Annotated in this window: 26 protein-coding genes and 2 tRNA genes; 11 read left to right on the top strand and 17 right to left on the bottom strand. The window is 64.2% G+C overall.

What is annotated here, in order from left to right; translation table 11 throughout:
- Nucleotides 1-77: 77 nt before the first annotated feature.
- Nucleotides 78-332 (top strand): hypothetical protein, encoded by a 255-nt coding sequence (locus QZ613_RS05305; protein ID WP_043568674.1) that lies wholly within the window; start codon nucleotides 78-80, stop codon nucleotides 330-332.
- A gap of 54 nt (nucleotides 333-386) precedes the next feature.
- Here QZ613_RS05305 and QZ613_RS05300 read toward each other — a convergent pair whose 3' ends face one another.
- The 8 genes from QZ613_RS05300 to QZ613_RS05265 all read right to left on the bottom strand — a co-directional run bounded on the left by QZ613_RS05300 (nucleotide 387) and on the right by QZ613_RS05265 (nucleotide 7,328).
- The gene (locus QZ613_RS05300; RefSeq protein ID WP_043568672.1) at nucleotides 387-1,190 is read right to left on the bottom strand and encodes an SDR family NAD(P)-dependent oxidoreductase; all 804 of its coding nucleotides are present in this window, start codon (nucleotides 1,188-1,190) and stop codon (nucleotides 387-389) included.
- A complete protein-coding gene (locus tag QZ613_RS05295; RefSeq protein ID WP_043568663.1) occupies nucleotides 1,187-2,737 on the bottom strand; it encodes an AMP-binding protein in 1,551 nt (516 codons plus the stop codon). The genes QZ613_RS05300 and QZ613_RS05295 overlap by 4 nt, the downstream gene beginning before the upstream one ends.
- A 28-nt stretch (nucleotides 2,738-2,765) precedes the next feature.
- Nucleotides 2,766-3,701, bottom strand: coding sequence for an alpha/beta hydrolase (locus tag QZ613_RS05290; RefSeq protein ID WP_291865468.1), 936 nt, complete (start codon nucleotides 3,699-3,701; stop codon nucleotides 2,766-2,768).
- Between the two features lie 488 nt (nucleotides 3,702-4,189).
- Entirely contained in the window at nucleotides 4,190-4,792 is a 603-nt protein-coding gene (locus QZ613_RS05285; RefSeq protein WP_043568661.1) for a cytochrome b/b6 domain-containing protein, read from the bottom strand.
- Nucleotides 4,793-4,873: 81 nt separating this feature from the next.
- On the bottom strand, nucleotides 4,874-5,203 hold the full coding sequence (locus tag QZ613_RS05280) for a PepSY domain-containing protein (protein WP_291865472.1): 330 nt from the start codon (nucleotides 5,201-5,203) through the stop codon (nucleotides 4,874-4,876).
- 125 nt (nucleotides 5,204-5,328) lie between these two features.
- Nucleotides 5,329-5,892 (bottom strand): hypothetical protein, encoded by a 564-nt coding sequence (locus QZ613_RS05275; protein ID WP_291865475.1) that lies wholly within the window; start codon nucleotides 5,890-5,892, stop codon nucleotides 5,329-5,331.
- Nucleotides 5,893-6,062: 170 nt separating this feature from the next.
- Nucleotides 6,063-6,371: a chaperone modulator CbpM gene (locus tag QZ613_RS05270; RefSeq protein WP_043568657.1), complete on the bottom strand. Its 309-nt coding sequence runs from the start codon at nucleotides 6,369-6,371 to the stop codon at nucleotides 6,063-6,065.
- 3 nt (nucleotides 6,372-6,374) lie between these two features.
- A complete protein-coding gene (locus QZ613_RS05265) occupies nucleotides 6,375-7,328 on the bottom strand; it encodes a DnaJ C-terminal domain-containing protein (RefSeq protein ID WP_043568654.1) in 954 nt (317 codons plus the stop codon).
- Nucleotides 7,329-7,483: 155 nt separating this feature from the next.
- Here QZ613_RS05265 and QZ613_RS05260 point away from each other — a divergent pair, with 155 nt between their 5' ends.
- From QZ613_RS05260 to QZ613_RS05235, 6 genes are all read left to right on the top strand, one after another.
- A complete protein-coding gene (locus tag QZ613_RS05260) occupies nucleotides 7,484-7,918 on the top strand; it encodes an Hsp20/alpha crystallin family protein (protein ID WP_291865479.1) in 435 nt (144 codons plus the stop codon).
- An 11-nt stretch (nucleotides 7,919-7,929) separates the two neighbouring features.
- Nucleotides 7,930-8,304 (top strand): Hsp20/alpha crystallin family protein, encoded by a 375-nt coding sequence (locus QZ613_RS05255; protein WP_043568652.1) that lies wholly within the window; start codon nucleotides 7,930-7,932, stop codon nucleotides 8,302-8,304.
- A 332-nt stretch (nucleotides 8,305-8,636) separates the two neighbouring features.
- Nucleotides 8,637-8,816, top strand: coding sequence for a hypothetical protein (locus QZ613_RS05250; protein WP_043568651.1), 180 nt, complete (start codon nucleotides 8,637-8,639; stop codon nucleotides 8,814-8,816).
- Nucleotides 8,817-9,465: 649 nt separating this feature from the next.
- Nucleotides 9,466-10,944, top strand: coding sequence for a VWA domain-containing protein (locus tag QZ613_RS05245; RefSeq protein ID WP_043568899.1), 1,479 nt, complete (start codon nucleotides 9,466-9,468; stop codon nucleotides 10,942-10,944).
- Nucleotides 10,945-11,072: 128 nt separating this feature from the next.
- A complete protein-coding gene (locus QZ613_RS05240) occupies nucleotides 11,073-11,645 on the top strand; it encodes a sigma-70 family RNA polymerase sigma factor (RefSeq protein ID WP_043568645.1) in 573 nt (190 codons plus the stop codon).
- Nucleotides 11,642-12,910, top strand: a complete 1,269-nt coding sequence (locus QZ613_RS05235) for a hypothetical protein (RefSeq protein ID WP_291981731.1) — start codon at nucleotides 11,642-11,644, stop codon at nucleotides 12,908-12,910. Before QZ613_RS05240 ends, QZ613_RS05235 begins: the two co-directional genes overlap by 4 nt.
- 238 nt (nucleotides 12,911-13,148) lie before the next feature.
- Here QZ613_RS05235 and QZ613_RS05230 read toward each other — a convergent pair whose 3' ends face one another.
- The 5 genes from QZ613_RS05230 to tnpB all read right to left on the bottom strand — a co-directional run bounded on the left by QZ613_RS05230 (nucleotide 13,149) and on the right by tnpB (nucleotide 15,554).
- Nucleotides 13,149-13,493 (bottom strand): type II toxin-antitoxin system PemK/MazF family toxin, encoded by a 345-nt coding sequence (locus QZ613_RS05230; protein WP_291865489.1) that lies wholly within the window; start codon nucleotides 13,491-13,493, stop codon nucleotides 13,149-13,151.
- Nucleotides 13,483-13,713, bottom strand: a complete 231-nt coding sequence (locus tag QZ613_RS05225) for a type II toxin-antitoxin system PrlF family antitoxin (protein WP_043568638.1) — start codon at nucleotides 13,711-13,713, stop codon at nucleotides 13,483-13,485. The genes QZ613_RS05230 and QZ613_RS05225 overlap by 11 nt, the downstream gene beginning before the upstream one ends.
- A gap of 228 nt (nucleotides 13,714-13,941) precedes the next feature.
- Entirely contained in the window at nucleotides 13,942-14,277 is a 336-nt protein-coding gene (locus QZ613_RS05220; protein ID WP_291981729.1) for a hypothetical protein, read from the bottom strand.
- Entirely contained in the window at nucleotides 14,274-15,152 is an 879-nt protein-coding gene (locus tag QZ613_RS05215) for a DUF4338 domain-containing protein (protein ID WP_291981727.1), read from the bottom strand. The genes QZ613_RS05220 and QZ613_RS05215 overlap by 4 nt, the downstream gene beginning before the upstream one ends.
- Before the next feature lie 39 nt (nucleotides 15,153-15,191).
- Nucleotides 15,192-15,554, bottom strand: coding sequence for an IS66 family insertion sequence element accessory protein TnpB (gene tnpB, locus QZ613_RS05210; protein WP_291981726.1), 363 nt, complete (start codon nucleotides 15,552-15,554; stop codon nucleotides 15,192-15,194).
- Between the two features lie 419 nt (nucleotides 15,555-15,973).
- Between tnpB and QZ613_RS05205 the strand changes: the two genes are divergently transcribed.
- The 4 genes from QZ613_RS05205 (at nucleotide 15,974) to QZ613_RS05190 (ending at nucleotide 23,343) form a co-directional block, all read left to right on the top strand.
- Entirely contained in the window at nucleotides 15,974-18,496 is a 2,523-nt protein-coding gene (locus QZ613_RS05205) for an arylsulfatase (protein WP_291981724.1), read from the top strand.
- 383 nt (nucleotides 18,497-18,879) lie between these two features.
- Nucleotides 18,880-21,207: a DUF3604 domain-containing protein gene (locus QZ613_RS05200; RefSeq protein ID WP_291981722.1), complete on the top strand. Its 2,328-nt coding sequence runs from the start codon at nucleotides 18,880-18,882 to the stop codon at nucleotides 21,205-21,207.
- Nucleotides 21,208-21,391: 184 nt separating this feature from the next.
- On the top strand, nucleotides 21,392-22,327 hold the full coding sequence (locus QZ613_RS05195; RefSeq protein WP_291981719.1) for a peptidylprolyl isomerase: 936 nt from the start codon (nucleotides 21,392-21,394) through the stop codon (nucleotides 22,325-22,327).
- 83 nt (nucleotides 22,328-22,410) lie between these two features.
- Nucleotides 22,411-23,343, top strand: coding sequence for a HupE/UreJ family protein (locus QZ613_RS05190; protein WP_291866576.1), 933 nt, complete (start codon nucleotides 22,411-22,413; stop codon nucleotides 23,341-23,343).
- Between the two features lie 549 nt (nucleotides 23,344-23,892).
- Here the strand turns inward: QZ613_RS05190 and QZ613_RS05185 are convergent.
- The 4 genes from QZ613_RS05185 to uvrC form a co-directional block, all read right to left on the bottom strand.
- Nucleotides 23,893-23,966 (bottom strand) — tRNA-Cys (locus QZ613_RS05185).
- Between the two features lie 62 nt (nucleotides 23,967-24,028).
- A tRNA-Gly gene (locus QZ613_RS05180) sits at nucleotides 24,029-24,104 on the bottom strand.
- 103 nt (nucleotides 24,105-24,207) lie between these two features.
- A complete protein-coding gene (gene pgsA / locus QZ613_RS05175; RefSeq protein WP_043568635.1) occupies nucleotides 24,208-24,786 on the bottom strand; it encodes a CDP-diacylglycerol--glycerol-3-phosphate 3-phosphatidyltransferase in 579 nt (192 codons plus the stop codon).
- The gene (gene uvrC, locus QZ613_RS05170; RefSeq protein ID WP_291866490.1) at nucleotides 24,786-26,600 is read right to left on the bottom strand and encodes an excinuclease ABC subunit UvrC; all 1,815 of its coding nucleotides are present in this window, start codon (nucleotides 26,598-26,600) and stop codon (nucleotides 24,786-24,788) included. Before uvrC ends, pgsA begins: the two co-directional genes overlap by 1 nt.
- Nucleotides 26,601-26,669 lie beyond the last annotated feature (69 nt).

Raw genomic sequence — 26,669 nt, 5'->3', positions numbered from 1 at the left:
CGGCGCAAGCAGCGTCCCCATGGCAGAATGACGGCATGCCGACCTGTCCAGGCCGCCAGAATTCAAGGAGATACCCCATGGTCACCAACAGCCGGCCAGAGCTTCGCCATAAAGCGGCACTACCGTCGCTGGGAGTGGCTGATCGCCGGTCGGTGCCTGATCGACGTGCCGGCAGTGACCGACGCCACAATGCCGAGCGCCGCAGAAGCGTCGACGGCGAAGCCTTGATCAGCGAACTCGAGAGGCGCGTCGCGGCCGCCATTCGCCAGCAGGGCGATCGCCTTGAAGGGAACGGTTCGGGCTGGGACAAGCTGATCGTTCCCTTCGCCTGAACATCCGCTGCTCGCGCCGGCGGCAGTCGGCGGAACTCGCGGTGTGAAGCGCGCTCAGGCAAAGCGCGCCGACAAGCCGCCATCGACGAGAAGTTCGGTGGCGGTAATGTACTTGGCCTCGTCGGAGGCCAGAAACAGCGTCGCATACGCGGTATCCCAGGCGTCACCCATGTGGCCCATCGGGCACTGCGCGTCACGCGTACGGATCAGGTTCGGGATATCGCCTTCCTCGCCATAGACGCGGGTCAGCGCGGCATGCACCAGCGGCGTGTTCATCAACCCCGGCAGTACGCAATTGGCGCGGATGCCTTCGGGCGCGTGGCGGATGGCCATGGTCCGCGTCATGGCCACCATCGCCCCCTTGCTGGCGGCGTAGAAACCGTAATTGACGCCCGCCCAGCCGCGCACCGCGACCGAGGCGTTGTTGACGATGGCTCCCGACTTCTGGCGCATCATCACCGGCAGGACGTGATGGCAGGTGAGGTAGGCGCTCTTGCTATTGACCGCCATCACCCGGTCCCAGGTCGCCTCGTCGAGTTCGGCCGGCCCGCCAACGATGGCCATGCCAACGTTGTTGATCAGGATGTCGATGCGCCCGTAGGCGTCCAGGGCGGCCGCGACCAGCCGCTCGACGTCGGCGGCAAGGCTCACGTCGGCAACCACGGCAATGCTTTCACCGCCTTCGTCGCGGATCATCGCCTGCGTCGCCGCGGCAGCGTCGGCGTCGATGTCGGCGCCAACGACCTTCGCGCCTTCGCGCGCGAAGAGCACCGAAATCGCCTTGCCGTTGCCCCAACCCGGCCCGACCGAGCCGCTACCGGTGACGATCGCCACCTTGCCCTGCAAACGTCCGCTCATTTTCCTTCCTCCCCTTGTTCCGCCCAGTGGCGTCGCAGCTCGGTCTTCAGCACCTTGCCGTAGTTGTTTTTCGGCAAGGCGGCGACAAAAACGTAGTCCTTCGGTCGCTTGAAGCGCGCTATCGATTGCCGGCACAACCGATCGAGATCCACCTCTGGCGCAGCCAGCCCCGGCCGGCAGACGACGAAAGCGACGACCTCCTCGCCCCACTCGGCGCTCGGCCGCCCGACCACCGACACCTCGTCGACTGCCGCGTGCTGCAGCAGCACTTCCTCTACCTCGCGCGGATAAATGTTCGACCCGCCGCTGATGATCACGTCCTTCGAGCGGTCCTTGAGCGTCAGGAAGCCGTCGTCATCGAGAACGCCAACGTCGCCGGTATGTAGCCAGCCGTCGCGCAGCGTCGCTGCTGTCGCTTCGGGGTTTTGCCAGTAGCCCTGCATCACGGTTTCGCCGCGCACCAGCACTTCACCGGCGACGCCAGCGGGAAGCGGTTGACCGTCGCCATCGGCGACGACGACTTCGACGACGCTGTGCGCAACACCGACCGAGACAATACGTTCCAGATAGCGGGGATGGGTGCGATCGGCGAGGTGCCGCCGGGCCAGCGCGGTGATCGTCATCGGGCTCTCGCCCTGGCCGTAGATCTGCACCAGCCGATCGCCGAGCACGTCGAGCGCGCGCCGGATGTCCTCGAGATACATCGGCCCACCCCCGTAGACGATGGTCTTGATGCCGCTGCAGTCGGCGCCGCGCGCGGCGACGTGCTCGACCAGTCGCCGCAGCATCGTCGGCGCGGCGAACAGCGAAACCTGGCCAAAGTGCTGCGCCAGCGACGCGATCTCGCCGACGTCAAAGCCACCCGACCCGGGAACGACGTGCCGCGCGCCGACCAGCACGTGCGCGAAGTTGTACATCCCGGCGCCGTGCGACATCGGCGCCGCGTAGAGGATGCTGTCCGCTGCCGTGGCCTGGTCCACATCGGTGAAATAGCAGAGGGTCATGGCCAGCAGGTTGCGCTGTGAAAGCATCACCCCTTTTGGCTGGCCGGTGGTTCCCGAGGTGTAGAACAACCAGGCCAGATCGTCGGGCGCGCGCGCAACGACGTCGATCGTCTCGCCGTCGGCAAGTTGCCGGTATTCGCGCGAGTCGATTGACAGAACACGCGGCCCACCCCTGCCGTCGGCGCAAAATGCCCGATCGCCGTCCGGCCCACCCGGATCGCCGGCGACAACAAGCAGCGACGCCGCCGAATTGTCGACAATGAAGGCGACTTCGCGCGGGTGCAGCTTGTGGTTGATCGGCACGGCGACGAGCCCGGCGTGCCAGACGCCGTAGAGCAATTCGAGGTACTGCGGGCAATTGGCCATGCACAGGGCGACCCGGTCACCCGCCTGCAGGCCGTGAACGCCGCGCAGCGAGCCGGCGATCGCCGCCGCGCGCCGGGACAACTCACCGTAAGACCAGAGCTCGCGCTCGGCGAGCGTAACCGCGTTGCGCTGCGGAAAAACGCGCGCCGTGCGGGCAAGCAGGTGAGCGAGATTCATCGCCGGGAAACGCTACACGGCCGGCGCGTCAGCCTCGATCGGCGAGGAGGAAGTCCTGGACGGCACGTACCTGCGGTTCGTCGAGAAACATCGGCGCATGGCCAACGTCAGGCACTTCGACGAGCTTTGCCTTGGGTCCACGCAGGGTCATCTCGACCGCCGTGTCGTGCAGCAGGATGTCCGATTGAGCGCCGCGCAGCACCAGCGTCGGGCAGCGAATGGCATCATACATCGGCCACAGGCTGATTTCCTTGGCTTCGAGGAAAGCCTTCTGGTACGGCTGCGCAAGCGCACGGTCGTAGTTCATCTCGAAACCGCCCTCCGCTTTCGGACGCGTGCCGACGACGGTCATGTACCGCCACTGCGCGTCGGAAAGCTTGCCGAAGGGCGCGCAGACGGTACGCACGTACGCTTCCGCCTCGCCGAGATTGGCAAAGTCGGGGGCCTTGCCGAGATACTCGCCGATGCGTTGCAACGCATCGAGGGCGATCAGCGGCCCGACGTCGTTGAGCACCATGCGCGCGATCGGCGAACCCGGCAGGCTCGCCAGGAACATTCCGATCAGCCCGCCCATCGACGTCCCGAGCCAGTGCACGGACTCGACACCGAGGCGAGCAATCAGCGTGACGATGTCATTGGCGTAGGTAGGCAAGGCGTAGTCGTCGGGAAAGAAGAGACGATCGCTGCGCCCGCGGCCGACGATGTCCGGACAGATCACCCGGTAGTCGCTGGCCAGGGCGTTGGCCAGGACGTCGAAATCGCGCCCGTTGCGGGTCAGACCGTGGACGCAGACCAGGACGCGCGGATTGGCCGCATCGCCCCACTCGGTATAGGCCATCGTATGCAGGCCATGCGGCCCAAGACAACGCACCGCCTTCTCGCGCATCTCGTTTACGCGCACGCCGCCGGATTGCCCGGGTCGCGATGTGACGAGCAGTTCGTCGAATTCCTTGAGTATCACCATGATTGAACCCCGATCTCGTTGATTATTTGGCGCGAAGAAACGCCGTGACAAATGCCGACGACCAGCCGACCACCAACCGGCGGCGAGCGGGCTTTGCCAACGAACTCTGGCGCCAGCACGCTGGCCAGATGGGCGGAATGTTCACCCTGCCGAGCGAAGCCCTGCGGAAATGGCACAAGCCTTGCGCCGAGAACATGAACCCATGCCTCGCGGAGGCTCCCACAGCGGCTCGTGTTTTCCCCTTTCTGCCGCGGCGCCTCGCTGCGACATCGTCGTCAGCGCCTGCCGTCATCGGCAAGCGTCGCCGCCGGCTAATCGAGGACTCGACAATCGATCGACGTCTACGGCCGATTCGATCCCGCGCTCAGGCGGCCAGCGAAGCTTGAACGGTACCCGTGCGAGTATCCACGCAAGCGGCAGGGGAAGTCAAATAGCGCCCTGCCCGCAAATGCGCGCGCCGGCATCCAGAGCGAATGCGACGACGCGTTTCAGGCGCGCTTGCGCCCGGTAAGCATCGCCCGGACGAGGTTCTCGCGGTGCAACAGGCTTTCCCAGACGACGCCGAGCAGGTGTCCGACCACCAGCAACAGGGTGAAGTTTGTCGCCAGCTCGTGCGTCTCCTTGATGGCGTCGATCATCCCCTCGCCGGCGTCGGCGAGCCAGCCGGCGAGGGGTCCGAGCCCCTTGTCGGCACCGTACAGCGCCAGCCCCGAAACGATGGTCAGCGACAGGCTGAGCAAGAGAATGACGATCATCGCGCCGCCCGCCGGATTGTGGCCGAGGTGGCGCGGCGCACGCCAGGACAGCACCGCTTTGAGATACGCGAGAGTCTCCCCCGGGCGGCGCACGAAGTCACTGAAACGCGCGTAACGCGGACCGACGAAGCCCCAAAACAGGCGAAAGAGCAGGAGCGCGGCGATCGCATAGCCGGCCCAGACGTGCACCTCCTGCAGCAACTCGCCGCTCAGGCGGTCCTGGAGGCTTTCGAACAATTCGCCTTGCGAAAACCAGGCAGCACAGAAGCTGCCGAGCAAGGTCCAGTGAAACAGCCGCAGCAAGGGATCCCAGACCTTGATTTCTTTCGCCTTCATGGCCCGCATGTGGCTACCCCCGTGGCAAGCCTGCCGACGGCAGGCGAGTGGTTGTGCATGGCGCAAGCGATCGCGGGTCGCCTACTTGCTTTCTTCGGACACCAGCGCGCCGCTCTTGATCTCGTAGTGCAGCTCCCACCTCTTGCCATCCTTGCCGAGGACCTTCACCTCCCAGGTCTTCTTGCCTTTCTTGGTGTCCTGGTAGACCTTGGTGACTTCGCCCGGATGCGCCTTTAGGGCCATCTCGACCGCCTGCTCCTTGCTGATCTCAGTCGCCGGTGCGCGCGTGCCGGTGCTCATCGGCACGGCTGCCGGGGCCGGACTGGCGGTGTCGGCGGCCGTTGCAGCGCCGGAGAAGGTGCTGAAAATCGCCACCAGGGCGGCGGCGGACAACGCGATAGGCTTTTTCATACGCTTGATCTCTCGATAGGAATTGTCGGATTTTCGGAAGAAGCCGCTGCTTGCGGCCTGCAACGGCCTGCGTGCCAGACCGGCAAGCGCGGGCGCCAGTCTAGAGTGGCATCCTTAATTCAGTCTTAGGAGCCCTGGCCGCGCCCCCGCCACCAGATTCGCGCCAGCGCACCACAGACGAGAAGAACGCCAGCCCACCCAAGCAGACTGACCAGTGCGGCCAGGCGGGTATCGAGATGAAGCACCTGCCAGCGCGTGAAGATCTCGGTCCAGTCGTGATCGCCGCCGACCAGCGGCAGCATCTGCGCGCGTGCATCAGCCATGTATCGCGCGATGTTGAAAAAGTTCTGGAACAGCCAGAGCAGCGCGAACGAGGTGGCGAAGGCGTCGCCACGGCGCCAAAAGCTCGCCGCCACGAGCAGCGGCAGCGCGAGTTGGCCGAGCGTCCCGCCGTAGACACCCAGACGGCTGTTGAGCAGCCAGAAGAGCGGGTGCCCGGCCTCGTGAAAAGCAAGGTTGGCCGAGTCGAGGACGGGAATCCAGCGCTCGCCGGTATTGCCCAGGTAAAGGATCAGCACCCCGAAGACGACGACGGCGATCACCTGCCAGCCGGCAAGCGGCTGCCAGGCAGAACCCTGGCCTACGGCGCCAGCACGCCGGACCTCGTCGTTCCCGGTGATTCCCTTCATTCACCTTCCTCCTTACTCCGGCAAATCGTGCTCATGAACCGGAAGGCGAAGCCGGCCGGGGGCTTGCCATCAGCTCCAGCAGCCTTCGCGCTAGCAGCGCCTTCGGCCAGCACGGTGGCAAGCAGCAGCAACGGTTCGCAGTCGGTTGCTAACGGCGTGTCGCCACCAGATCACACCGGACCGGCGCTGCCGACGCGGGCGCGCAGTTCGTCGAGTTCCTCGAGCAGGTCGGCAACCAGTGCCGCCAACTCGGGAACCGCGTCGAAGTCGCGTTCCAGTTGCCGCATGCGCCTTGCCCGCACCAGGCTGGTGCTCGTAAAACACCATACGCCGGCGACACTCCCGGCGTGCGGAATCAGCCCTTCCTCGAGATGGTGGCGCAGCCAGGCGGGTTCGACGGGGCACGCGGCGGCAAGTTGTTCTAGCGTCAGCCAGCTCTCTTCAAGCGGGCTTCCAGTCAGGATCTCGTCGTCACGCATTGCTCATGTCCTCCGCTGCGAACGCGGGTCGAAGGCCAGCTCCCGCGCCATGGTTTGATAGATTTCCCGTGCCTTGGCGGTGTCGGCGGGCGGCAGCAGCACCTGGATGTCGAGCAGCAGATCACCCGGTGACGTGCCGGGAATTCCCTTGCCGCGCACCCGCAACTGCCGTCCGCTCTGCGTCCCTTCGGGAATGCGCACTTTGACGCCACCTTGCGGGAGGTCGACCTGCACCACCGCTCCCAAGGCCGCCTCCCAGGGCGCAACCGGCAAGCTCAGGTGAAGGTCGCGCCCCTGCGCGCGGAAACGCGGATGGGGTCGAAACTGCACCTCCAGCATCAGGTCGCCGGCGGGCGCTCCGCCGAATCCCGGCTCGCCCTGCCCCGCCAAACGAATGATCTGGCCGGCATGCACGCCTTGCGGGATTCTGACGTTCAGCGTCCGCGTTTCCAGCGTCACCCGACCCTGCGCGTCGCTCTTCGGCGCGCGCAGCGAAATCTGCCGCGTGGCACCGCTGAAGGCGTCTTCGATATCCAGTAGCACCTTGGCGTGATGGTCTTCGCCGCGGGCCTGGAATTGCGTCCGCTGACCGCCAGCGAAGCCCCGTGCACCGCCCATGCGGCCAAACAGCTCGGCGAAGAAGTCGGAGAAATCGGCGGCTTCTCCCGGCGAAGCACCGCGTCCCGAGAACTCGAAACCGGCATCCCAGTCCGGTGGCGGACGAAAATCCTGGCCCGGCTGGTAACCACGTCCCAACTGATCGTAGGCCACGCGCTTCTCGGGGTCCGAAAGCACCGCATTCGCCTCGTTGACCTCTTTCATGTGCGCTTCGGCGTCGGCTTCCTTGGAAACGTCGGGGTGGTACTTGCGCGCCAGTTTTCGGTACGCCTTCTTGATCTCGTCAGCCGTCGCATCGCGCGAAACGCCGAGAATCTTGTAATAGTCCTTGAATTCCATACCTGTTCCTCGATCTGCAGCGGTGGTCGGATAACGATAGCAAATGGAGGCGATTTGCGCCGAAATCAAGCTATTGAAGTGCGCGGAAAAATCCCCAGTTAGGTGGGGAAGCGCCGAACCCGGCGCCCTAGAAGCAATCGTATGGAGGATTGAAGATGATGTACCGCTCTCTGTTTCCCCGCGATGTGTTATCGGAACTCGATCGGCTGCAACGTGAGATGCAGCAGGGTCTGCACCTTTCCCCGAGCATCCGCGGCATAGCCCGCGGCGGTTTCCCGGCGATGAACGTCGGCGGCACCGCCAAGTCCGTCGAAATCTATGCTTTCGCCCCGGGAATCGACCCGGCGACACTCGACGTGCAAATCGAAAAAAGCGTGCTGACGGTGGCCGGCGAGCGCAGGCTCGAGCCACCCGGCGAAAAGGCAACCGTGCATATCGACGAGCGTTTCGCCGGCCGTTTCCGCCGCGTCGTCACCCTGCCCGACGACATTGACCCTAACGCCGTCGAAGCAAAGTACCGCGACGGCGTGCTGCGCATCACCATCGCCCGCAAGGCCGACGCCCAACCACGCCGCATTACCATTCAGTAAGGAGGATCGAAATGTCCGAAAACACTGCGGTCAGCAAACCCGACACCCGTGACGACGCCGCGCTGCTGCCGCCCGTCGACGTCATCGAGGATGCCTCGGGAATCACCCTCTACGCCGATCTCGCCGGGGTCCCGAAAGACAAGCTGCATCTGCACGTCGAAGGCGACGCTCTGACCATCGAAGGCGATGTCGACCTGGAGATACCGGCGGGGATGGAGAGTAACCACGCCGAAGTCAGCCTGGCGCGCTACCGGCGTGTGTTCACCCTGTCCAAGGAACTCGACTCGAGCAAGGTCGGCGCCGAGTTCAAGAACGGCGTCCTCAAGCTCAGCATCCCCAAGGCCGAGCACGCGCAACCGCGCAAGGTGCAGGTCAAGGTCTTGTAACCCTCGCGGGCGGGGGTTCTCGCCCCCGCCCCGGCGACGAACGACACGTGCGTAGCGGTGCATGCAGGCAACGCTACGGCGTTCGACGGAACCGGCAGCCAGGGAGGGCTGCGCAGACCCCGGCTTGGGCGCCGGGGGCCGCCCCCGCCTTGCGACAAGGGTCGTCGCCCGCCGCAACGGCGGCGTCGCCGACAGCTGTCGACGTTCTTTACATCTTTTCCCGCCCTTTCTCGGCAAAAATCCCTAACACACTGTTTTTATTCACACATACAGCTTCGGCTCGGATCTTGCTAACCATACCCGCGTGGAGCATTCGCAAAGGTAGGAGCCACATGGAAACCGAAGCCGCATTTGCCACTCGCATGGTCGAGCAGGTCCAGCATATCAAGCACTATCGCCAGGAAGTGCTGCTCGTCGAAGGACGGGTACTCGACGACGATACCGCCGCGCTGGAGTGGATCACACGCCACGCGGCCACCTTCCCGCCGATCGAGGCCTTCACCAGCCACTGAACGCCGGTGCGCTCCGGCCACTACGGCCGCGCCTGGCAGCATAGCGGCCCTGCCCGCCGCCGACACGGGCGATATCTCTCGTTCACTGGCCTTTGCACGTAGCTGACCTCCCAAGACCCGCAGCTGAAAGGCAGCCTCTCGCTTCCCGAGCCCGTGCAGCAGCCAACTTGTCGACCGACAAAGAAACCCAGCCCGACTTGACCCGGTTTTCTTTTCTCGTCCGTTTCACTCTCACGCATCCGCCTCTTGCGTCAACAAAAGAGCGGGAATGCGTCAAGAGATCGCGCCTCGATGCGCACCGAAACTTGGACCCGGATACAGGAGCCTGATCATGAACCATCGCACCCCATCCCGCCTGCTTGCCATCCTGCTGGCCGGCCTGCTCGCCGCCTGCTCACCGACGCAACACGACGGCACGCCCGCGCAGCAATCACAGCCACGCAGCGATCAGGCTGTGCCCGGACGCGTAGCCGAGAGCGAAACTCGCCCGACCGCGCAAGCCGCCGCAGGCGCCCCGACAGAGCCCCGGACGCTGGCCAAGGTAGCGCCACCAATCGCCGAGACGACGGCGGCAAACGCCCCGCCCGGCGCGGCGATCGGGAAGAACGAGGCGAAGCGCGAGGCAAACACCAGGGTGGCCGCCGACACCATGTCCGCCGCCGTGCTGCAGCAGCCGACTGCCTATCCGCTTCCACCCATGCCGCCGGAGGCACGCGAGCGCTACACGCAGCTCACCGACAACCCGGTCAAGCAGGTCGCCGAAGCGCCGGCGTCCACCTTCAGCATCGACGTCGATACCGGCAGCTACAGCAACGTACGGCGCATGCTCAACGCCGGCCATTTGCCGCCCGCCGACGCGGTACGCGTCGAGGAGTTGATCAACTACTTCCCGTACGACTACGCGCTGCCGAAGGACGGTCGTCCGTTTGCCGTGCATACCGAGATGGCACCCGCGCCGTGGAACGCCGATCGCGTGCTGCTGCGCGTTGGCATCAAGGGGCAGGACGTCGCCAAGCAAGCGCTGCCTCCGGCCAACGTGGTTTTCCTGGTTGACGTCTCCGGCTCGATGAACAGCGCTGACAAGCTGCCGCTGCTCAAATCGTCGATCAAGTTGCTGGTCGCCGAGATGCGCGCGCAGGATCGGATCTCGCTGGTGACCTACGCCTCGGGGACGCGGGTCATCCTGCCACCGACGCCAGGCACCGAAAAAGCCACCATCAGTGCCGCGATCGACGCCCTGCGGGCCGGCGGCAGCACGGCCGGAGCCTCCGGGATACAACTGGCCTACGCCGCCGCACAGCAAAGTTTTATCAAGGGAGGCATCAACCGCATCCTGCTGGCCACCGATGGCGATTTCAACGTCGGCATCGCCGACACGCGCGAGCTCAAGAGCATGATCGAAGAGAAGCGCAAGTCCGGCATCTCGCTGTCGACCCTCGGCTTCGGTACAGGCAACTACAACGAAGCGATGATGGAGCAGATTGCCGACGTCGGCGACGGCGCCTATTCGTACATCGACAACCTGATGGAAGGCCACAAGGTACTGGTCAATGAGATGACTTCCACCCTGGCGACCATCGCCCGCGACGTGAAAGTGCAAATTGAATTCAACCCCGCCGTGGTCAAGGAGTATCGCCTGATCGGCTACGAGAACCGCCAGTTGGCGCGCGAGGATTTCAACAACGATCAGGTCGATGCCGGCGATATCGGCGCAGGCCACACCGTCACCGCGCTCTACGAGCTGACCCTGGCCGGCAGCAAGGCCAGCGTCGACCCGCTGCGTTATGCCTCGCATAGCGGCGGTGAAAGCCCGCGCGGCGATGAACTCGGCCACCTCAAGCTACGCTACAAAGAGCCCGAAGCCAGCGCCAGCCAGCTCATCGACTTCACTCTGCGACGCCAGGCGATCAAACCGCTCGACGCGGCGAGCAGCGAATTTCGCTTCGCCACCGCCGTCGCCGCTTACGGCCAGCTTCTGCGCGGCGGCAAATACACCGGCAGCTGGGGCTATGGCGACGTCCACAAGCTGGCGCTGGCCAACACCGGCAGCGACAGGTACGGCTACCGCGGAGAGTTCCTGCGCCTAGTCGACCTGGCGGCAGCCCTCGCGACCAGACCCGGGCGCTGAGCCGCGTCGTCGGCCCGGGCCTCGCCGCCGTTGGCTCCAGTTTTCCCCCGCTCCGCGCGCACTCCACCGGCAGGCGGGGACGGGGGCAGCGGCCCCCCGGGCGGGGCCGCCGGTCTATACTGCGCGCCATGAACACTGCCGCCGAACTTGCCGCGCTGCCCGACGAAGACCTGATGCTGCTGGTCGCCAACGGCCTCGTCGAGAAGCCCGCCACCGAGCTCTTCCGCCGCCACAACCGGGCGCTCTTCAACTTCATCGCCTGGCTGTGCCAGGGCAATACGGCCCAGGCCGAAGACATCGCCCAGCGCGCCTGGGAGAAGCTCATGACGCGCTGCGCCGATTACCAACCGCGAGCGGCCTTCAGAACCTTCCTCTTCCAGATTGCCCGCAACCTGTGGCTCGACCTGCGCCGCTCTTCGCCCGAAAGCCGGCGCGCCGAGGTCGACGAAACCCGCCCGGAAACGCCCAGCGAGGATCTTGCGCCGGAAGCCGAACTCGCCCTGCGCCAGAACCTCGACCGGGTGCACCAGGCCTTGCTCGCCCTTCCCGCCAACCAGCGCGAAGTGGTGGTGCTGCGTTTTTTCAGCGAAATGAGTCTGGAAGAAATCGCCCACACCGTCGGCGAAGGTTTCGAAACCGTAAGAAGCCGGCTGCGCTACGCTTTCACGCGCCTGCGCCGAGAACTGGAGACTCAGGCGTGAGCCAGGCCTTCGAGAAGTTCCTGCACGGCGAAGACCGCCTGGCCCGCTTGCTTTGCGAGCTGCCCGTCTACAGCCCCTCGGCCGAATTCGAGGCCGCTTTTGCGCGCGCGGCACGTGCCGCACAGGCTGCACAGGGCGCGCGCATGGCGACGCAGACTGCCGCTGCTGCCACGCAAACGGAATCGACCACGCGTCCTACCGCGCCAGGAGCCGCGCCTTGCGAGGCCATCGCGTCGGCTTTTGAACCGCCCGCGAGTCTGGAAGCCAGCTTCCTGAAGATGGCGGCGCGCATTGACTCTGCGCAGGCGCCCCGGCGCGAGGCCGTCCTGACCGGCGTCGCCAAAGGGGGAAGCCCGCAGGCCCTGCTGGGCACCGCGATTGCGTCCGCGAGCGAAGAATGGCTGCGCGCGCAGGCAGCCGCCGTGGCGCCGGCCCAGCCCGCCCCGCCATCGCCCGCCGTCGAGAAACGCGCCTTCCTCGGCTTTCGCTGGTTCGATCTGCGTCTGGCCGCGCTGGCTTGCCTGTTGGCGGCAATCGGCACCCAACTCGTGCTCACGCACTATCCCGACGCGCAGCAGGTCGCCGGGCAAGCGGCTTTCCAGACGGCAATGGTAACGAAAGAAGTGCCGAGCAAAGCAGAGTTCGCCGCACGCGAGCCCGAGGCTGCGCCGTCCCCGCTCAAGAAGAACACGGCAGCCGCTTTGCCGCCACACCCTCGCCCTGCCGCCTCGGCAAACAGCCCACCGCCCGACAGCTCGTCACCGCCAGCCCCGCGCACACTCGCCGACGCCGTCGAGGCACCCGCACGTCCGCTCGACGGCAAGGCCACCGGGCCGGGCACTCTCGCCAGCGGCAATATCGCCCTGCCGGAAGCCGCTCCGGCCGCGCGCAAAGCAGCCGCTGAAGACGCTGTGAGCACTGCAGCAGGCAAGCCGCGCCCGGCCATGCTCGCCGCTTCGCCGAAAGTGGCCCCAGCCCCGACGCCGATGGCCCGCCAGCATGCGGCCGAGACCAGCACCCGCGCGACGCTCGCCGACGACCCGGCGCGCATCGCCAGCCAACTGCCGGCCCGCCCGGCGGGCGCGGTGTGGACAGTCTACAGCAGCCGGATCGGCCAGCCTGAACTCGAGCACTGGCTTGAAGCGCTGCGCCGGCAGATACCGGAAACGATCCGTCCGGCGCGTTTCGAGCTGATCCAGGATGACACGAGCGGTGGCCCGAACGATCTGCGCATCGTGCCGCCGGCGCCGCCCGAGAGACGATAGCTTCCCGCCCAGCCACGGCGAATCAGCGTCCAAGGTCGCGCTGGGCGAGCGCGTGGTATGGAAGCGAGCGCGCCGAGCGTCCTGCGGCGCAAGACGGCGCAGTGGAAGGCGCAGTCCGACAAGCCGGAGGATTCGCCGAAATGGGCAGATTCGGGTACGCGGCCGCGTGTTTGGCAACAAGCAAGGTTCCATCGGCAAGCCTCTCAACATTACCGAGACCATGTCTGGCGCCAATCGCTCAGCCGCTCCCTTCCAGCAACCGGGTCAGTCCGCCACGAACGATAGCGGTATCGACAGTCGAGAGTTTTCCTATTTCGCCCCGCACCAGTCGATCGTCGAGCGTGAATAGTTTGAATCGGACCACCGAGGGCGCCGGTAGACCCGCCGCATTCAGGTCGGCAATCGGGCAGTCCAGCGGCCACGGGGCGTTGCCGAGCGAGGTAATCATGGCCATCACCGAATGACCCGACGGGGTGTTGAAGGTGGCCGCACCCGAGAGGACCAGCGCCGGGCGATTCTTGGTGGCGTTACGGTCGGTGAATGGAAAGGGCACGCGGACGACGGCGAAGCGTTCAAAGCTCACGATAGGCATCCTCGTCGGCACTGCTCGCCCATTCCGAAAGCGTTCCTTCGACGGCGCGCAGGTATTCGATGTCCAGCGGCTGCACACGGCGCACGGTCGCCGTGCCGTCGGCGCCAACTTCCCAGGCGATCAGATCGCCGGGGGAGACGTGCAACGCCGCACGCACATTCTGCGGGATGGTGGTTTGGCCTTTGGCCGTGATCTTGGCGATGGCAAGCATTTCGCTCTCCGGTAAAGGCGCGCATTACATTCTTACTTTACTGCGGAGCTTCGGAAATATCAAGGCGATCAGTTGTTATCTCATCGGGCTGACGATTCAATCAGCGCCACGCCGACAACCCTGTCGCGTCGGAATCGCTTGACCCGATCGAAGTTCCAGAAGCCGTGTGCTTTCGGCGACGCTGCAAGCCCCCCCCGCAACCCGACTCGGGGCAGGGATCGCCGTGCTTCAGGCGCGCATGGGCGACCGCAATGCGTGGCGCGCGGGAATAGTCCTCGGCCTCGGGTTGCGACCGTGTCCGGGGCCCTTGGTCTTCTTCTCCTTACCGGGCACCGCGGCCGTGCGCTCGCTCGGCGAGCCGAAGACGATCCGCTGTACCCGTGCCAGCGTGGTCTGCGTCGGCTCGAGCTCGGCGGTCACCCGCGCGAGGGTGTCCACCGCCGCCTTGAGGGTGGCCTGCTCGGCCTCGGGCAAGGCGCCGTCGCGGGTGCGCTCGACAATGGCGTTGAGCTCCTGAATCGGGATCTGTATCCGCCGGGGCGGTTTCTGCCGGCGCCGGCTCATGCCAGAGCACCGAGGCGGCGACGGAAGTCCGCATGCAACGGGTAGCCAAGGACTTGCTTGCGGGAACGGTTCGGGCGATGGCTCAGGTCGTCCTTGCCGCGACCGGTGGTCAGGCCCAGTTCCTGCCAGTTGGCTGCCCGGTAACAGGCCCCCGCGTAGCGCTCGGGATCGACAAAGGTCTCCAGGTAATGCACCGGATGGCCATAGAGCGTCTGCCAGTCGGCGCCAATCCGGCGCGCGACTCGGCCCAGGAGGTGCGAGGCCAGATGCGGGACACGCACCCACGGCAGGATCAGGAAGCGGCTCTGGTAGGCGATCTCGTGCACATGCGCCCGGCGCACGGCCGGCGACCAGCCGATGAAGCCGTCACGCGGAGCGAGGTGACGGGGCGCCGAGGTGAAGCCCAGACAGGCGAGTGGCCGCCCCTGGCTAAAAGCCAGGTACTTGAGCTGCTCGCCGACACCCTGCATCGGGCCGAGGTAATGCGCCTCGGCGATCAGGTGATCGAAGAGTCCTTCCAGTGGCGTGCGGCGGACCGCCACCAGTTCGACGGGGCGCAAGGCGCGAAGAGGCTGTTCCAGCGGCGAGCGGTCCACTGCCACCGGCGGCGGCCGGCGGCGGACAATGGCGTTGTTCGGTGGGCGGTGGCGGACTTCTGGCAGGCAGATGTGCTCGGCCCGGTGCAGGGCGAGCAGCAGGCTGCGGCAGACCATGTCGCGCAACGCGCCATTGGGCTGACGCCAGTCCCAGTGTTCGCACAGGCGTTGCGAGAAGGCCCGGCGGCTGGCGTCGGGATGCGCTTTGAGCAGCGCGCGGATGGTTTCGAGGTCGCCGGTAGTGACCGTGCGACCGCGGTAGGAAAGGATCGTGGACACGCCGACCGTTATGCCGGCTCCGGGCGTGGAACGTAAGCGTCAGGCGAGCACCCGCCAGGGCGGCATCCCCCCGGCCGCCGCGTAATCGCCTCCCGAGAGCAGTACCGCCAGGGCGTGCGGGGCGAGCACTTGTCCCGGCAACTCCCTGGGCCAGCAGCGGAAGCGGCCCTGCGATAGGCGCTTCTGACACAGCCAGAAACCTTGACCGTCATAGACCAGGAGTTTGACCGCCGTTTGCCGGCGGTTGCGAAAGACGAACAGGGCGCCGCTGAAGGGGTCTTCGGCCAGGACCTGGCGCACGCGCCGGGCCAGGCCGTCGATGCCGCAGCGAAAGTCGGCCGGCTCGGCGGCGACCCAGACGCGCAGGCGCGGGCTCAGCGCGATCACGACCTCGTCTGCCACGGGCTGCGCGACCTCGGCGATGTCGCGCGGGAGGCTGCGCTGAAGCCCAGTCTGCTGCGCACAGCCGTGGAAGCCGCGCGGTTGCAGGGCGAGCTGGCGGCACTTCAGAAAACGCGTCCAAGCGCTTGACGCTGGCGGAGAGGTGCACGACAGCGGGCAGTTTTCTCCGGAGATCGTCGTCGCGAGGTCGGTTGGGTGGCCGTAAGAGGGCCACGGCGGAATCATCAAGTCGGTGATGGCGTGCTACCGTTCGCCAGCCTTACTGCACATCGCGAGTGTGCCGGCCAAGAACCGGCGATTGACGGCTGAACTCGGCGCCCGTTATGCTCATCGAAGGATGGTTGAATTTCCTATTCTTCAGCATAGGGCTAGTTTCTTTTTTCGCCCTGGATCGGGGCACAGAGAGAGAGGAGGACGGCATGCATCGCTTGACTAGATTCCGACTTGCGAAAGGCCTCGGGCTTGCGGTGACGGCCCTGTTCCTCGGCCTTGGGCTCGGCACGGCCCAGGCCGGGGGTTCGGGCGACAGCACGCCGCAAGTGACCGGCAAACTCGGCTCGCCCAGCGCCACCACGACCATCCCGGGCAATCAGCTGCCCGCACCGGCGCCGAAATTCGGCGGCGTGATCAAGGAAACCGTTGATGGATCCAAGGCCTGGTGGCCACCGCGTGTCGTGCCGCCCAAGGGCGCGCCCAACGTCCTGCTGATCCAGATCGATGACTCCGGCTTCGGCACTTCCAGCACCTTTGGCGGTGTGATTCCCAGCCCGACTCTGGACAAGCTCGCCGCCAGCGGCTTGCGCTACACGGCCATGCACAACGCCGCGCTCTGCTCGCCAACGCGGGCCGCGACGATCAGCGGTCGCAATCATCACACGATGGGCTTCGGCGTGATCGCCGAGGCGTCCACCGGCTTCCCGGGCTATGACGCCAACATCACGCCGGACCGCGCGACGGTCGGACGCATCCTCAAGGACAACGGCTTCGCGACCTCGTGGTTTGGCAAGAACCACAACACGCCCGGATGGGTCACGACCGATGTCGGACCATTCGACCAGTGGCCCTCGGGCTACGGGTTCGAATATTTCTACGGCTTCCCGGTAGGCGAGACCAACCAGTGGACCCCCTATCTCTTCCGCAACCACACGGCGATCTTCCCCTGGCGGGACCAGCCCGAGGGTACCTGGAACCTGACCACCGCGATGGCCAACGAGGCGATCGACTACCTGCGCCGGATCGACGCGACGCACCCCGACAAACCGTTCCTGCTCTACTACGCGCCGGGAGGCACTCATTCACCCCACCATCCGACCAAGGAATGGATCGACAAGATCAGCGCCTTGCACCTCTTCGACGGAGGCTGGAACAAACTGCGGGAGACGATCTTCGCCAACCAGAAGAAGCTCGGTGTGATCCCGCCCGACGCCAAGCTGACGGCCTGGCCCAAGGGCCCACCAGCCAACCTGAAGGAATGGGAGGAACTGTCGGCCGATGAGAAAAAAATGTTCATCAAGCAGGCGGACGTGTTCGCCGCCTACCACGCCTACACCGACCACGAGGCCGGTCGCGTGATCGCCGAGATCGAGCGCCAGGGCAAGCTCGACAACACGCTGATCATCTGGCTGCAGGGCGACAACGGCAACAGCGCCGAGGGCACCACGGTCGGCACCCCCAACGACTACGCGGCGTACAATGGCATCGACGTCCCGGTGAAGGATCAGCTGGCGCTCTTCTACGACAAGTGGGGCGGTCCCGAGACGGCTCCGCACATGGCAGTGGCCTGGACCTGGGCCTTCGACACCCCTTACAAGTGGACGAAGCAGGTTGCGTCGTACCTCGGTGGCAATCGCAGCGGCGCGGTGATCTCCTGGCCGGCTCGCATCAAGGACAAGGGCGGCATCCGCAATCAGTTCCACCACGTCATCGACGTCGTACCGACGATCCTGGAGGCCACCGGCGTCCCCGCGCCCGAGTATGTGGATGGCATCAAGCAGCGCCCGATCGAGGGCGTGAGCATGGTCTACACGTTCGACCAGAAGAACGCCGACGCGCCGACAACACACAAGACGCAGTACTTCGAGATGATCGGCCAGCGGGCGATCTATCACGACGGCTGGTACGCCAACACCAAGGTGGTGATCGCACCATGGGATAACAACCCGGGCGTCAAGGTGCCGGACGTGCTCGATTACGAGTGGGAACTCTACGACCTCACGACGGACTGGACACAGTTCGAAGACGTCGCGAAAAAGAATCCCGCGAAGCTCAAGGAACTGCAGGCGGTCTTCGTTAAGGAAGCGAAGAAATACAACGTGTTCCCGCTCGACAACGAGGGGTTCCAGCGCTTTTTACGGCCGCGGCCGAGCGGTTCTCCTGGCATCACCGAGTTCAGCTATGTCGCGCCGATCTCGATCGCGCTCGGGGCGATGCCTCCCTATCTCGCCCGGGACTTCAAGGTCACTGCCGACATCGACATCCCACAAGGTGGTGCCGAGGGCATGCTGATCACCGAGGGCGGCCGTTTCAATGGCTGGGGGCTCTACCTGTTGAAGGGCAAACCGGTCTTCACCTACAACCTGGTCGATCTGCACCGCTTCCGATGGGAGGGCGCACAGGCGATTCCCTCCGGCCGACACACCGTGGTGTTCGACTTCCAGTATGACGGCCCGGGGCTCGCCAAGGGTGGCACCGGCGTGCTGTCCGTGGATGGTGTGGAGGTGGCGAAGCAGACGATTCCCCACACGGTGCCCGCCGTCGAGATCATGGACGAGTGGATGGACGTCGGCTACGACACACGGACCGGCGTCGACGATCGCGACTACAAGCCGCCGTTCCACTTCTCCGGCACGATCCACAAGATCACGTTCAAGCCGGGGCCGCCGGAGATGACCGAGGAGCAGATGAAGCGGGTCGCGGAGATGAATGCCAAAGGGAGAGATTGATCGTCGTTTCGGCGGTTGACAGAGACGTCAGCAACGAAGCACGACAGGGCCTGGATTCCGATCCCGCTGTTCCGAGACGGGATCCGGGCCGGACAGGATGACCGGATAGATGTAGCGGTTCGCGAACGTAACTGCGTATTCCACACCAAAGTGGACAGGGCTTGTTGACTGGAGGCGCAGGCGGCAAACACGAGGATGACCGGGAGCGGATGGCGCACCGTCACGCTTGATAGAAGAACTTCTTTGTAGCTGTATTGGCCGCCTTATAGGCGGGGCCCGTGATGCCTGGCCGTACAACAGGCCATCGAATTAGAACAGTCGCGTGAGCCCTTGACGCTGTTATCCGGCGGCGCAAGCGGCTATTTTCCTTAGGAGAGATTGCGATGAAGTCGAAACGAACCTACCGAGCCCGATCGATACTGACGCTTGCGGCGCTGAGTGCGGCGCTGACTGCCTGGGCCGAAGAACCCAATCCCAATCGCAACGCCTATTTCGGCGAGACGCACCTACATACCAGCTGGTCGTTGGACGCGTGGGTATTCGGTAACAAAATCACAGGTCCTGCCGACGCCTACAAGTACGCCAAAGGCGAGACCATCAAGCACCCGCTTGGCTACGATATCCGCATCACCACGCCAATGGACTTCATGGGAGTTACGGATCATTCCGAGTATGTCGGGGTCACCAAGCAGGCGAACACACCGGGGTCGTACACCAGCAAACTGCCCGAGGCCCAGGGTTTAATCGTCACCGACCCGAACAGCAAGGAGCAGCAGCAGCGGGCCTTCCTGGCTGTCGTCAAGCTGCTGTCGAGCCCGCCCGTCAAAGCGTTGATGTCGCCGAAGGTCGCCGGCACGGTCTGGAAGGAGAACAACGACATCGCCAACGCGGCCAATGAGCCGGGAAAGTTTACGGCCTTCTGCTCCTATGAATGGACATCGATGCCCGACAACCGCAACCTGCACCGCAACGTGTTTTTCCGTGACTGCGCGAAGGTTCCGGAGATGCCGTTTTCCGCGCTGGATTCTGTGCACCCCGCCGAGCTGTGGAACTGGATGGATGGACAGCGCAAGGCCGGTAACGAACTGCTGGCGATCTCGCATAACGCGAATCTGTCTGACGGCTGGATGTACCCGACCGACGTGGACAGCCTGGGCCGGCCGATTGATGCCGCCTGGGCCGAGTCGCGCGTGCGCAACGAGCGGCTCATCGAGATAAAGCAGATTAAGGGTCAGTCCGAGACCCACCCCTTGCTCTCGCCCAACGACGAGTTCTCCAGTTTCGCTATCTGGAGCGTGCTGCTCGGACTGCCCGCGGAGTCGGGTCGCGTCGACAAGATCGTCGGTAGCTACGCGCGCCAGGCTCTGAAGGACGGTCTCGCGATGCAGGATACGCGTGGCTTCAACCCCTACAAATTCGGGTTCGGGGCGGCGGCCGATTCACACAACACGGCGACCCCCTATCGTCAGGAGAACTTTTTTGGCGGCCATGCGCAGGAAGACGGCACCATCGAAACACGCATGAGCGGCCATAACTTCGCCGGCATCGACGTGCGCTACGAGGAGCCCGCCGGCCTCACCGGTGTATGGGCGGAGGAGAACACCCGCGCTTCCCTGTTTGATGCCATGAATCGCAGGGAGACCTTTGGCGTCAGCGGCCCGCACATCAAGGTGCGCCTGTTCGGTGGTTGGGACTACGACCAGCATTTGCTGAACGATGGCGACTGGATCACGAAAGCCTATCGCGGCGGAGTGCCCATGGGAAGCGATTTGCCGCCACTGCAAGGCAAGGCACCAAGCTTTGTCGTGTGGGCGGCGAAAGACCCGACCGCGGGCAATCTCGATCGCATCCAGATCGTAAAGGGCTGGACCAAAGATGGGCAGAGCTTCGAGCATGTTTACGATGTGGTCTGGTCGGGCGACCGCAAGCCCGACAAGTGGAGCAAAAAGATTCCCCCCCTTAAAAGCACGGTGGATATCGACAAGGCAAGCTACAGCAACAGCCTCGGCTCGGTCGAGTTGAAGAAGGTCTGGACCGACCCGGCTTTCGATCCGAGCCAGCACGCGTTCTACTACGCGCGCGTGCTGGAGATCGAGACGCCGCGCTGGACCACCATCCAGGCAAAACAGCTTGGCATAGCGCCACCCGACACCGTGCCACCAACGGTGCAGGAGCGCGCCTGGAGTTCACCCATCTGGTACACCCCTACCGACAAGGCCCGTAAGGCCGCGCAGCCGGGGCTCACGGTCGCGGCGCTCAAGGGCAAGGGCGCCAAGCAACTGACCCAGCAGCAGCTCGAGGCGCTGCTTATCGGCAAGGCGCACTGGTACCGCAACAACGTGACGGGCGAACTGTTCAAGGTCAGCTATAGAAAAGAGGGGCAGCAAACGGTCTACCACGTCGGCAGGAATATTCACCAGCCTAGCCTGGTCGGCGACGTTGCCCGTAACGGCTACGAGGGTATGAGCGCCGGTTATTCGATCAAGGACGGCAAGGTGGTGACCTTGCTGCAGGATCATCCCTTGGAGGCGACCTTCTACAAGCTCGGCGATATGGTCTACGCTGCGCGTAGCAACGAGTTCGGTTACGCCAACTACGAGTTGCTGGCCAAACCACCGCAGCTGATCGACCCGCTACCCAAGGCGGTGGCCGAGAAGATTGCCAAGAAGAACCAGGCCGATTTCCTTCATTACGACAGCGAGGTAAAGTAGTCCAGTTGCGGTCAATCCAGAGTTGCGTCGCAAGACATGTGAGCGAGCCCGGCGTAATCTCTGGCGCGGCCGACAGCTACGGCCCTTCCGCATCGCTCAGACGAAGCGATTGAGCAACTGATTCGGCCAAGTATTCTGGAGGGTCCGCAAGGGCCCTTCGTTTTTGCGGGAAGAGAGTGAGTCTGTGAATCCAATTTCGATCAAGCGCCTGCTGCGCGAACCGCTGCTGCATTTCATGGTGCTCGGTGCGGTTCTGTTTGTCGGTTACGCGTATCTGGAACCTGACGCAGAGGCAGGGTCATCCTACGAGATCGCGCTGACGCTTGAGGAGCTCACCCAATTGCACACGATCTACGAGTCGCAGTGGCGTCGCTCGCCAACGCCAGAAGAATTTTCCGCCATGGTCGAAAACAAGGTTCGCCAGGAGGTCCTCTATCGGGAAGCTTTGGCCATGGGCCTCGACAAGAACGATGAGATCGTGAAACGTCGGATGGCGCAGAAGATGCAGTTCGTCGCCGAGGATCTGGCGGCGGCCCAGGAGCCTACCACCGAGGAGTTGCGGGCCTGGTACGCAGAGAACAGCGACAAGTTCGCGATGCCGAAACGGCTGAGCTTCCGGCATCTGTATTTTTCTCCGGACATTCGCGGCGCAAAGGCCTACGACGACGCCGTTCGCTCCCTGGCCGAGCTGGATGGACAAGCGGTGGACTCGCAACTTGCCGAAACACTCGCCGACCGGTTCATGTACCAAGGCTACTACGCCGACCAGACATCAGTATCGCTGGCGAAGGAATTCGGGCCGCAATTCGCGGTGGCTGTCGAGGCGCTTGCGCCTGGTTCCTGGCAAGGACCGATCGAGTCCGGCTTTGGCTGGCATCTGGTCTACGTCGACTCCCTTGTTCCGGGCCGGGTTCCGGCCTTCGAAGAGATAGAGCGGGACGTAAAGACAGCCTGGCTCGGTGTCCAGAAGGAAGTCGCGTGGCGGAAGGCTTACGAGGAGATGCGCGCCAAGTACACCCTGCGGATACCGGTGTCCGTCGATGGCGCAGCGGTTGCGGACACCAAGGCAGTGCCGGTTGGCGCGGAGCCGCTTGCGCAAGGCAAGGGGGCGCCCCTTTGAATCGTTCATTGAGCCATTTCTGGTACGTCGCTGCCTGGCTCCTCGCCGGCCTAGTGGTCTGGGCTGCGGCCATACCGGTCGCGATGGCGCACGAGTCCCGTCCAGCCTATCTGAAAATAGACGAGACGGCGCCCGGGCAATACAGCATGGTTTGGCGCACCCCTGTGAAAGCCGGCCAGCGTTTGCCGGTCGTGCTGCAGGTGCCGGACAACGCGAGAAATTTGCAGGACCCCGTGATCATGGAGCTTGCCGATTCGCGGCTCGAACGGCGCCGGATCGATGCCGGTCCCGAAGGCCTTGGCGGCAAGCGCATTGAATTCCCCGGCCTGCAGTACACGATCACCGATGTCGTGGTCAAGGTAAAACTGCTGGATGGGCGCAGCTGGATGGTGATCGCCAGGCCATCGGAACCCTGGGTGACAATCGAGGCGTCTCCAGACGTGCTGTCGCTGGTGGGAGATTTCCTGTGGCAGGGCATGTATCACATCCTATCGGGGCCGGACCATTTGCTGTTTGTGCTGGGCTTGTTGTTGCTTGTCAGTACCGGCTGGATGCTGGTGAAAACGGTTACTGCCTTTACCATCGCCCACAGTATTACCCTGGCCGCGGCAACTCTGGGCTACGTGCAGCCTCCGGGGCCGCCGATCGAGGCCGCCATCGCGTTGTCGATCGTGTTTCTCGGCCTGGAAATCATCAAGGCACGCCGGGGCGGGACCAGTTTTAGCATTCGCCACCCCTGGGTCGTCGCTTTCGCCTTCGGCCTGCTGCATGGCTTCGGCTTCGCCAGCGCTCTGTCGCACGCAGGTCTGCCGCCCGGCGACGTACCGCTCGCCTTGTTGTTGTTCAATATCGGTGTCGAGCTGGGTCAGCTGGCGTTCGTCGCCGTGGTGTTGCTCTTGATTCGCACAGCTCGCGCGTTCCTGAAGCGCATGCCGCCGCGCGCCGAGCTGCTGCCTGCCTATGCGATCGGCTCGCTCGGTGCGTTCTGGCTGATCCAGCGGCTGGCTACTTTTTAGCGCGGAACTCGAGAGCTACGGCCCACGCTACCGATACGTCGATTGCACACCCGAGCTAATTGTGAATACGGTCACTGTCCGTGATGGTGTGTGGTGGTTTTCTGGCCACGCAGCGTGATGGAGAGCAGGTGACCGGGAGCGGATGGCGCACCGTCACGCTCGATGGAAGAACTTCCTTGTAGCGGTATTGCCGCTACGGGCGGGGCCCGTGTTACCTGGCCGTACAACAGGCCATCGAATAAGAACACACCATGGCAGCTCGCGTGAGCCCTTGGCACTAATTTTCCAGCGGCGCAAGCGGCCAAAAAAAACGGGTGCGGAAGCAGCTTTTGCTTCACACGCAGCTGGAAGCGCTCCCCCACGTTTTTCGATGGACGCCATGAGGAGCGCAATTACACTCAGCTACACGCCCCGCACGATCCGCTTGTTGGATAGCACCGCTACCCGGGCGAGGTAGCATGAAGCGGCTACCAACCGATTTGAAGCACCAAGGGCACCAAATTGTCCTTGGGGAAAACTTTCAATTTATTGATTTTATTTATCTTGTTATGGAGGCGCGACCCGGAGTCGAACCGGGCTGAACGGATTTGCAATCCGGTGCATAACCGCTTTGCTATCGCGCCGTGCCTGCCTGATGGCAGGAACTGCCGTTGAGGGCGGAAAAACTGGCCACTCGGCAGGAATGTGGAGCGGGAGAAGAGTCTCGAACTCTCGACCTATACCTTGGCAAGGTATCGCTCTACCAACTGAGCTACTCCCGCATGAAGCGAAGGCGCATTATAAAGGCCTGCCCGAACCTGTCAATGCCTGGAGCACAATCCGCGCGTCACCGCAGGTGCCCTGGCCACGCTATCGCATTCGCGGCTAACGCTTTCTGTCCTCTTCGATCAGGTGCGGCCAGGCCATGCGCATGTAGTAGCCCATCGACCACAGGGTGAGTACGGCGGCGACGTAGATCAGCCAGGTACCGGCCTGGAAGACGTCTAAGCCCTTGAGCGGCGCGTGATAGAGCAGAAAGGGAATGGCCATCATCTGGGCGGTGGTCTTGATCTTGCCGATCATCGAAACGGCGATGCTGCGGTGGGCGCCGATCTGCGCCATCCATTCGCGCAGGGCGGAAATGGTAATCTCGCGGCCGATGATGATCGCTGCCAGGATGGCGTCGAGCCGCCCCAGTTGCACGAGCACGATCAGCGCGGCGGCGACCATCAACTTGTCGGCGACCGGGTCGAGGAAGGCGCCGAAAGCCGAGGTTTGCTGCCAGCGACGCGCCAGATAGCCGTCAAGCCAGTCGGTGACCGCAGCGACCACGAAGACGACTGTCGCCGCCGGATCGCGCCCGACGAACTGCACCCAGGACTCGGGAACGTAGTAGATGGCGATCAGCAGCGGGATCAGGATGATCCGTAGCCAGGTCAGCAAAATCGGTATGTTCAGTGGCATCAGTGCAACGCTGCGTAAATTTTCTCGGCCAGCTCTCGGCTGATCCCTGGGACGGCGGTCAGTTGGTCGACCCCGGCATCGGCAATACCCTGCAAACCGCCAAAACGCGAAATCAGCCCCTTGCGACGCTTGGGCCCGATGCCGCCGATTTCTTCAAGTCGCGACGACTGCGCCGCCTTGCCGCGCCTGGCGCGATGGCCGGAAACGGCGAAACGATGCGCCTCGTCGCGGACCTCCTGGATCAGATGCAGCGCGGGATGCTCAGACGGTAATTGTAACGGCTCGCGGCCATCCGCGAATATCAGCGTTTCCCGTCCCGGCTTGCGCGCCTCTCCCTTGGCAACACCCAACAAGGGCAGATCCGCCAGAGCAAGCTCCTCGAGTGCCGATAACGCCGAGCCGACCTGGCCGCGACCACCGTCGATCAGGATCAGCGTGGGTACGGCGCCGTCAGTGGTTAGTAGCTTGGCGTAGCGCCGCAAGACCGCCTGGCGAATCGCCGCACAGTCGTCGCCGGCCTGGATACCGTCAATATTGAAGCGACGGTAGTCCGTCTTTCGCATGCCGCTCCCCTGATAGACGACGCAGGCAGCGACCGTCGCCTCGCCCTGCGTATGGCTGATGTCGAAGCACTCGATACGCGCTTCCTTACCGTCCTCGACGTCAAGGTCCAGTACCTCGCAGAGCGCTTCAAGACGATCGCCCTGCCGGCACAGCGCGCTGTTCCGCGCACCGATCGCCAGACGGGCGTTCTGCTCGGCCATTTCCACCCAGATGCGCTGCACCGTCAGCCGTGGCTGGGCGACCTTGACCGGCCGACCGGCCGTTTCGCCGAGCCAGTCGGCAAGCTCGTCATCGCCTGGCGGCAGGTTTACGAGCACGCGCGACGGAATGGGGTGCACAGCGTAGTGCTGCGCAAGAAATGCGCTCAGCGCTTCGCGTGGCGACGAATCCGCCGAGTTGCGGGGAAACTGCGGCCTGTCGCCGAGATGGCGCCCACCGCGAACCATCGCCAGATTGACGCACAGCGTGCCCGCTTCCTCAATGGCGACGACGACGTCGACATCGCCGCCCCTGCCGCTCTCCACGTACTGCTTTTCCTGTACCTGCCGCAGGGACTGTATCTGATCGCGGCAGATCGCCGCCTGTTCGAAAGCTAGTTTTCCCGCCGCCTGATCCATGGCCGCCGACAGGCGTCCGATCACATCCTGCTGGCGCCCCTGCAGGAACATCGTTGCCATCTCGACGTCCTCCGCATAACGCTCGGGCGCCACCAGGTCGACGCAAGGCCCCGAACAGCGGTTGATCTGGTACAGCAGACACGGCCGCGAGCGGTTGTTGAACACCGCATTCTCGCAGGTGCGCAGGCGAAACATCTTCTGCAGCAGATGAATGCTCTCGCGCACGGCCTGCGACGAGGGAAAGGGACCGAAATAGTCGGCCCGCCTGTCGGTCGCGCCGCGAAAGAAGCCCAGACGCTGGTAGCGGTCACGCGTCAGGACGATGTAGGGGTAGGACTTGTCGTCCCGAAAGAGGATGTTGTAGCGCGGCGCCAGGCTCTTGATGAGATTGTTTTCGAGGAGCAGTGCCTCGCCCTCCGATCGCGTCACCGTCGTCTCGACAGCGGCAACCTGCGCCACCATCAGCGCGATCCGTGGACTCGGGTGGCGATCACGAAAATACGAAGCGACGCGTTTTCTGAGATTTTTTGCCTTGCCAACGTAGAGCACCGTGCCGCCGGCATCGACCATCCGATAGACGCCGGGCAGTTCGGTCAGCGTGGCCAGCAGAGGTTTGGCGTCGAAGGGGGTCATGGGCGTTCGCGGCGGCCGCCGGCTGGCGTAGGATGGCGAGGGGCGGCTAGAGGTAGCAAAACCCGGCAC

It is taken from the genome of Candidatus Accumulibacter sp. ACC005 (assembly GCF_907163215.1).
Classification (GTDB): domain Bacteria; phylum Pseudomonadota; class Gammaproteobacteria; order Burkholderiales; family Rhodocyclaceae; genus Accumulibacter; species Accumulibacter regalis.
The sequence above is the reverse complement of the archived record's forward strand: the minus strand, read 5'-3'. Positions and strand labels throughout refer to the sequence as shown.

What these genes read in the sequence shown, in the direction of transcription:
- QZ613_RS05270 (WP_043568657.1), bottom strand. Translation starts at nt 6,371, where the DNA reads ATGCGTGACGACGAGATCCTGACTGGAAGCCCGCTTGAAGAGAGCTGG.
- QZ613_RS05285 (WP_043568661.1), bottom strand. Translation starts at nt 4,792, where the DNA reads ATGAAGGCGAAAGAAATCAAGGTCTGGGATCCCTTGCTGCGGCTGTTT.
- QZ613_RS05250 (WP_043568651.1), top strand. Translation starts at nt 8,637, where the DNA reads ATGGAAACCGAAGCCGCATTTGCCACTCGCATGGTCGAGCAGGTCCAG.
- pgsA (WP_043568635.1), bottom strand. Translation starts at nt 24,786, where the DNA reads ATGCCACTGAACATACCGATTTTGCTGACCTGGCTACGGATCATCCTG.
- QZ613_RS05295 (WP_043568663.1), bottom strand. Translation starts at nt 2,737, where the DNA reads ATGAATCTCGCTCACCTGCTTGCCCGCACGGCGCGCGTTTTTCCGCAG.
- QZ613_RS05255 (WP_043568652.1), top strand. Translation starts at nt 7,930, where the DNA reads ATGTCCGAAAACACTGCGGTCAGCAAACCCGACACCCGTGACGACGCC.
- QZ613_RS05305 (WP_043568674.1), top strand. Translation starts at nt 78, where the DNA reads ATGGTCACCAACAGCCGGCCAGAGCTTCGCCATAAAGCGGCACTACCG.
- QZ613_RS05205 (WP_291981724.1), top strand. Translation starts at nt 15,974, where the DNA reads ATGCATCGCTTGACTAGATTCCGACTTGCGAAAGGCCTCGGGCTTGCG.
- QZ613_RS05300 (WP_043568672.1), bottom strand. Translation starts at nt 1,190, where the DNA reads ATGAGCGGACGTTTGCAGGGCAAGGTGGCGATCGTCACCGGTAGCGGC.
- QZ613_RS05275 (WP_291865475.1), bottom strand. Translation starts at nt 5,892, where the DNA reads ATGAAGGGAATCACCGGGAACGACGAGGTCCGGCGTGCTGGCGCCGTA.
- QZ613_RS05290 (WP_291865468.1), bottom strand. Translation starts at nt 3,701, where the DNA reads ATGGTGATACTCAAGGAATTCGACGAACTGCTCGTCACATCGCGACCC.
- QZ613_RS05280 (WP_291865472.1), bottom strand. Translation starts at nt 5,203, where the DNA reads ATGAAAAAGCCTATCGCGTTGTCCGCCGCCGCCCTGGTGGCGATTTTC.
- QZ613_RS05265 (WP_043568654.1), bottom strand. Translation starts at nt 7,328, where the DNA reads ATGGAATTCAAGGACTATTACAAGATTCTCGGCGTTTCGCGCGATGCG.
- QZ613_RS05260 (WP_291865479.1), top strand. Translation starts at nt 7,484, where the DNA reads ATGATGTACCGCTCTCTGTTTCCCCGCGATGTGTTATCGGAACTCGAT.
- QZ613_RS05200 (WP_291981722.1), top strand. Translation starts at nt 18,880, where the DNA reads ATGAAGTCGAAACGAACCTACCGAGCCCGATCGATACTGACGCTTGCG.
- QZ613_RS05220 (WP_291981729.1), bottom strand. Translation starts at nt 14,277, where the DNA reads ATGAGCCGGCGCCGGCAGAAACCGCCCCGGCGGATACAGATCCCGATT.
- QZ613_RS05225 (WP_043568638.1), bottom strand. Translation starts at nt 13,713, where the DNA reads ATGCTTGCCATCGCCAAGATCACGGCCAAAGGCCAAACCACCATCCCG.
- QZ613_RS05190 (WP_291866576.1), top strand. Translation starts at nt 22,411, where the DNA reads ATGGCGCACGAGTCCCGTCCAGCCTATCTGAAAATAGACGAGACGGCG.
- QZ613_RS05245 (WP_043568899.1), top strand. Translation starts at nt 9,466, where the DNA reads ATGTCCGCCGCCGTGCTGCAGCAGCCGACTGCCTATCCGCTTCCACCC.
- uvrC (WP_291866490.1), bottom strand. Translation starts at nt 26,600, where the DNA reads ATGACCCCCTTCGACGCCAAACCTCTGCTGGCCACGCTGACCGAACTG.
- QZ613_RS05240 (WP_043568645.1), top strand. Translation starts at nt 11,073, where the DNA reads ATGAACACTGCCGCCGAACTTGCCGCGCTGCCCGACGAAGACCTGATG.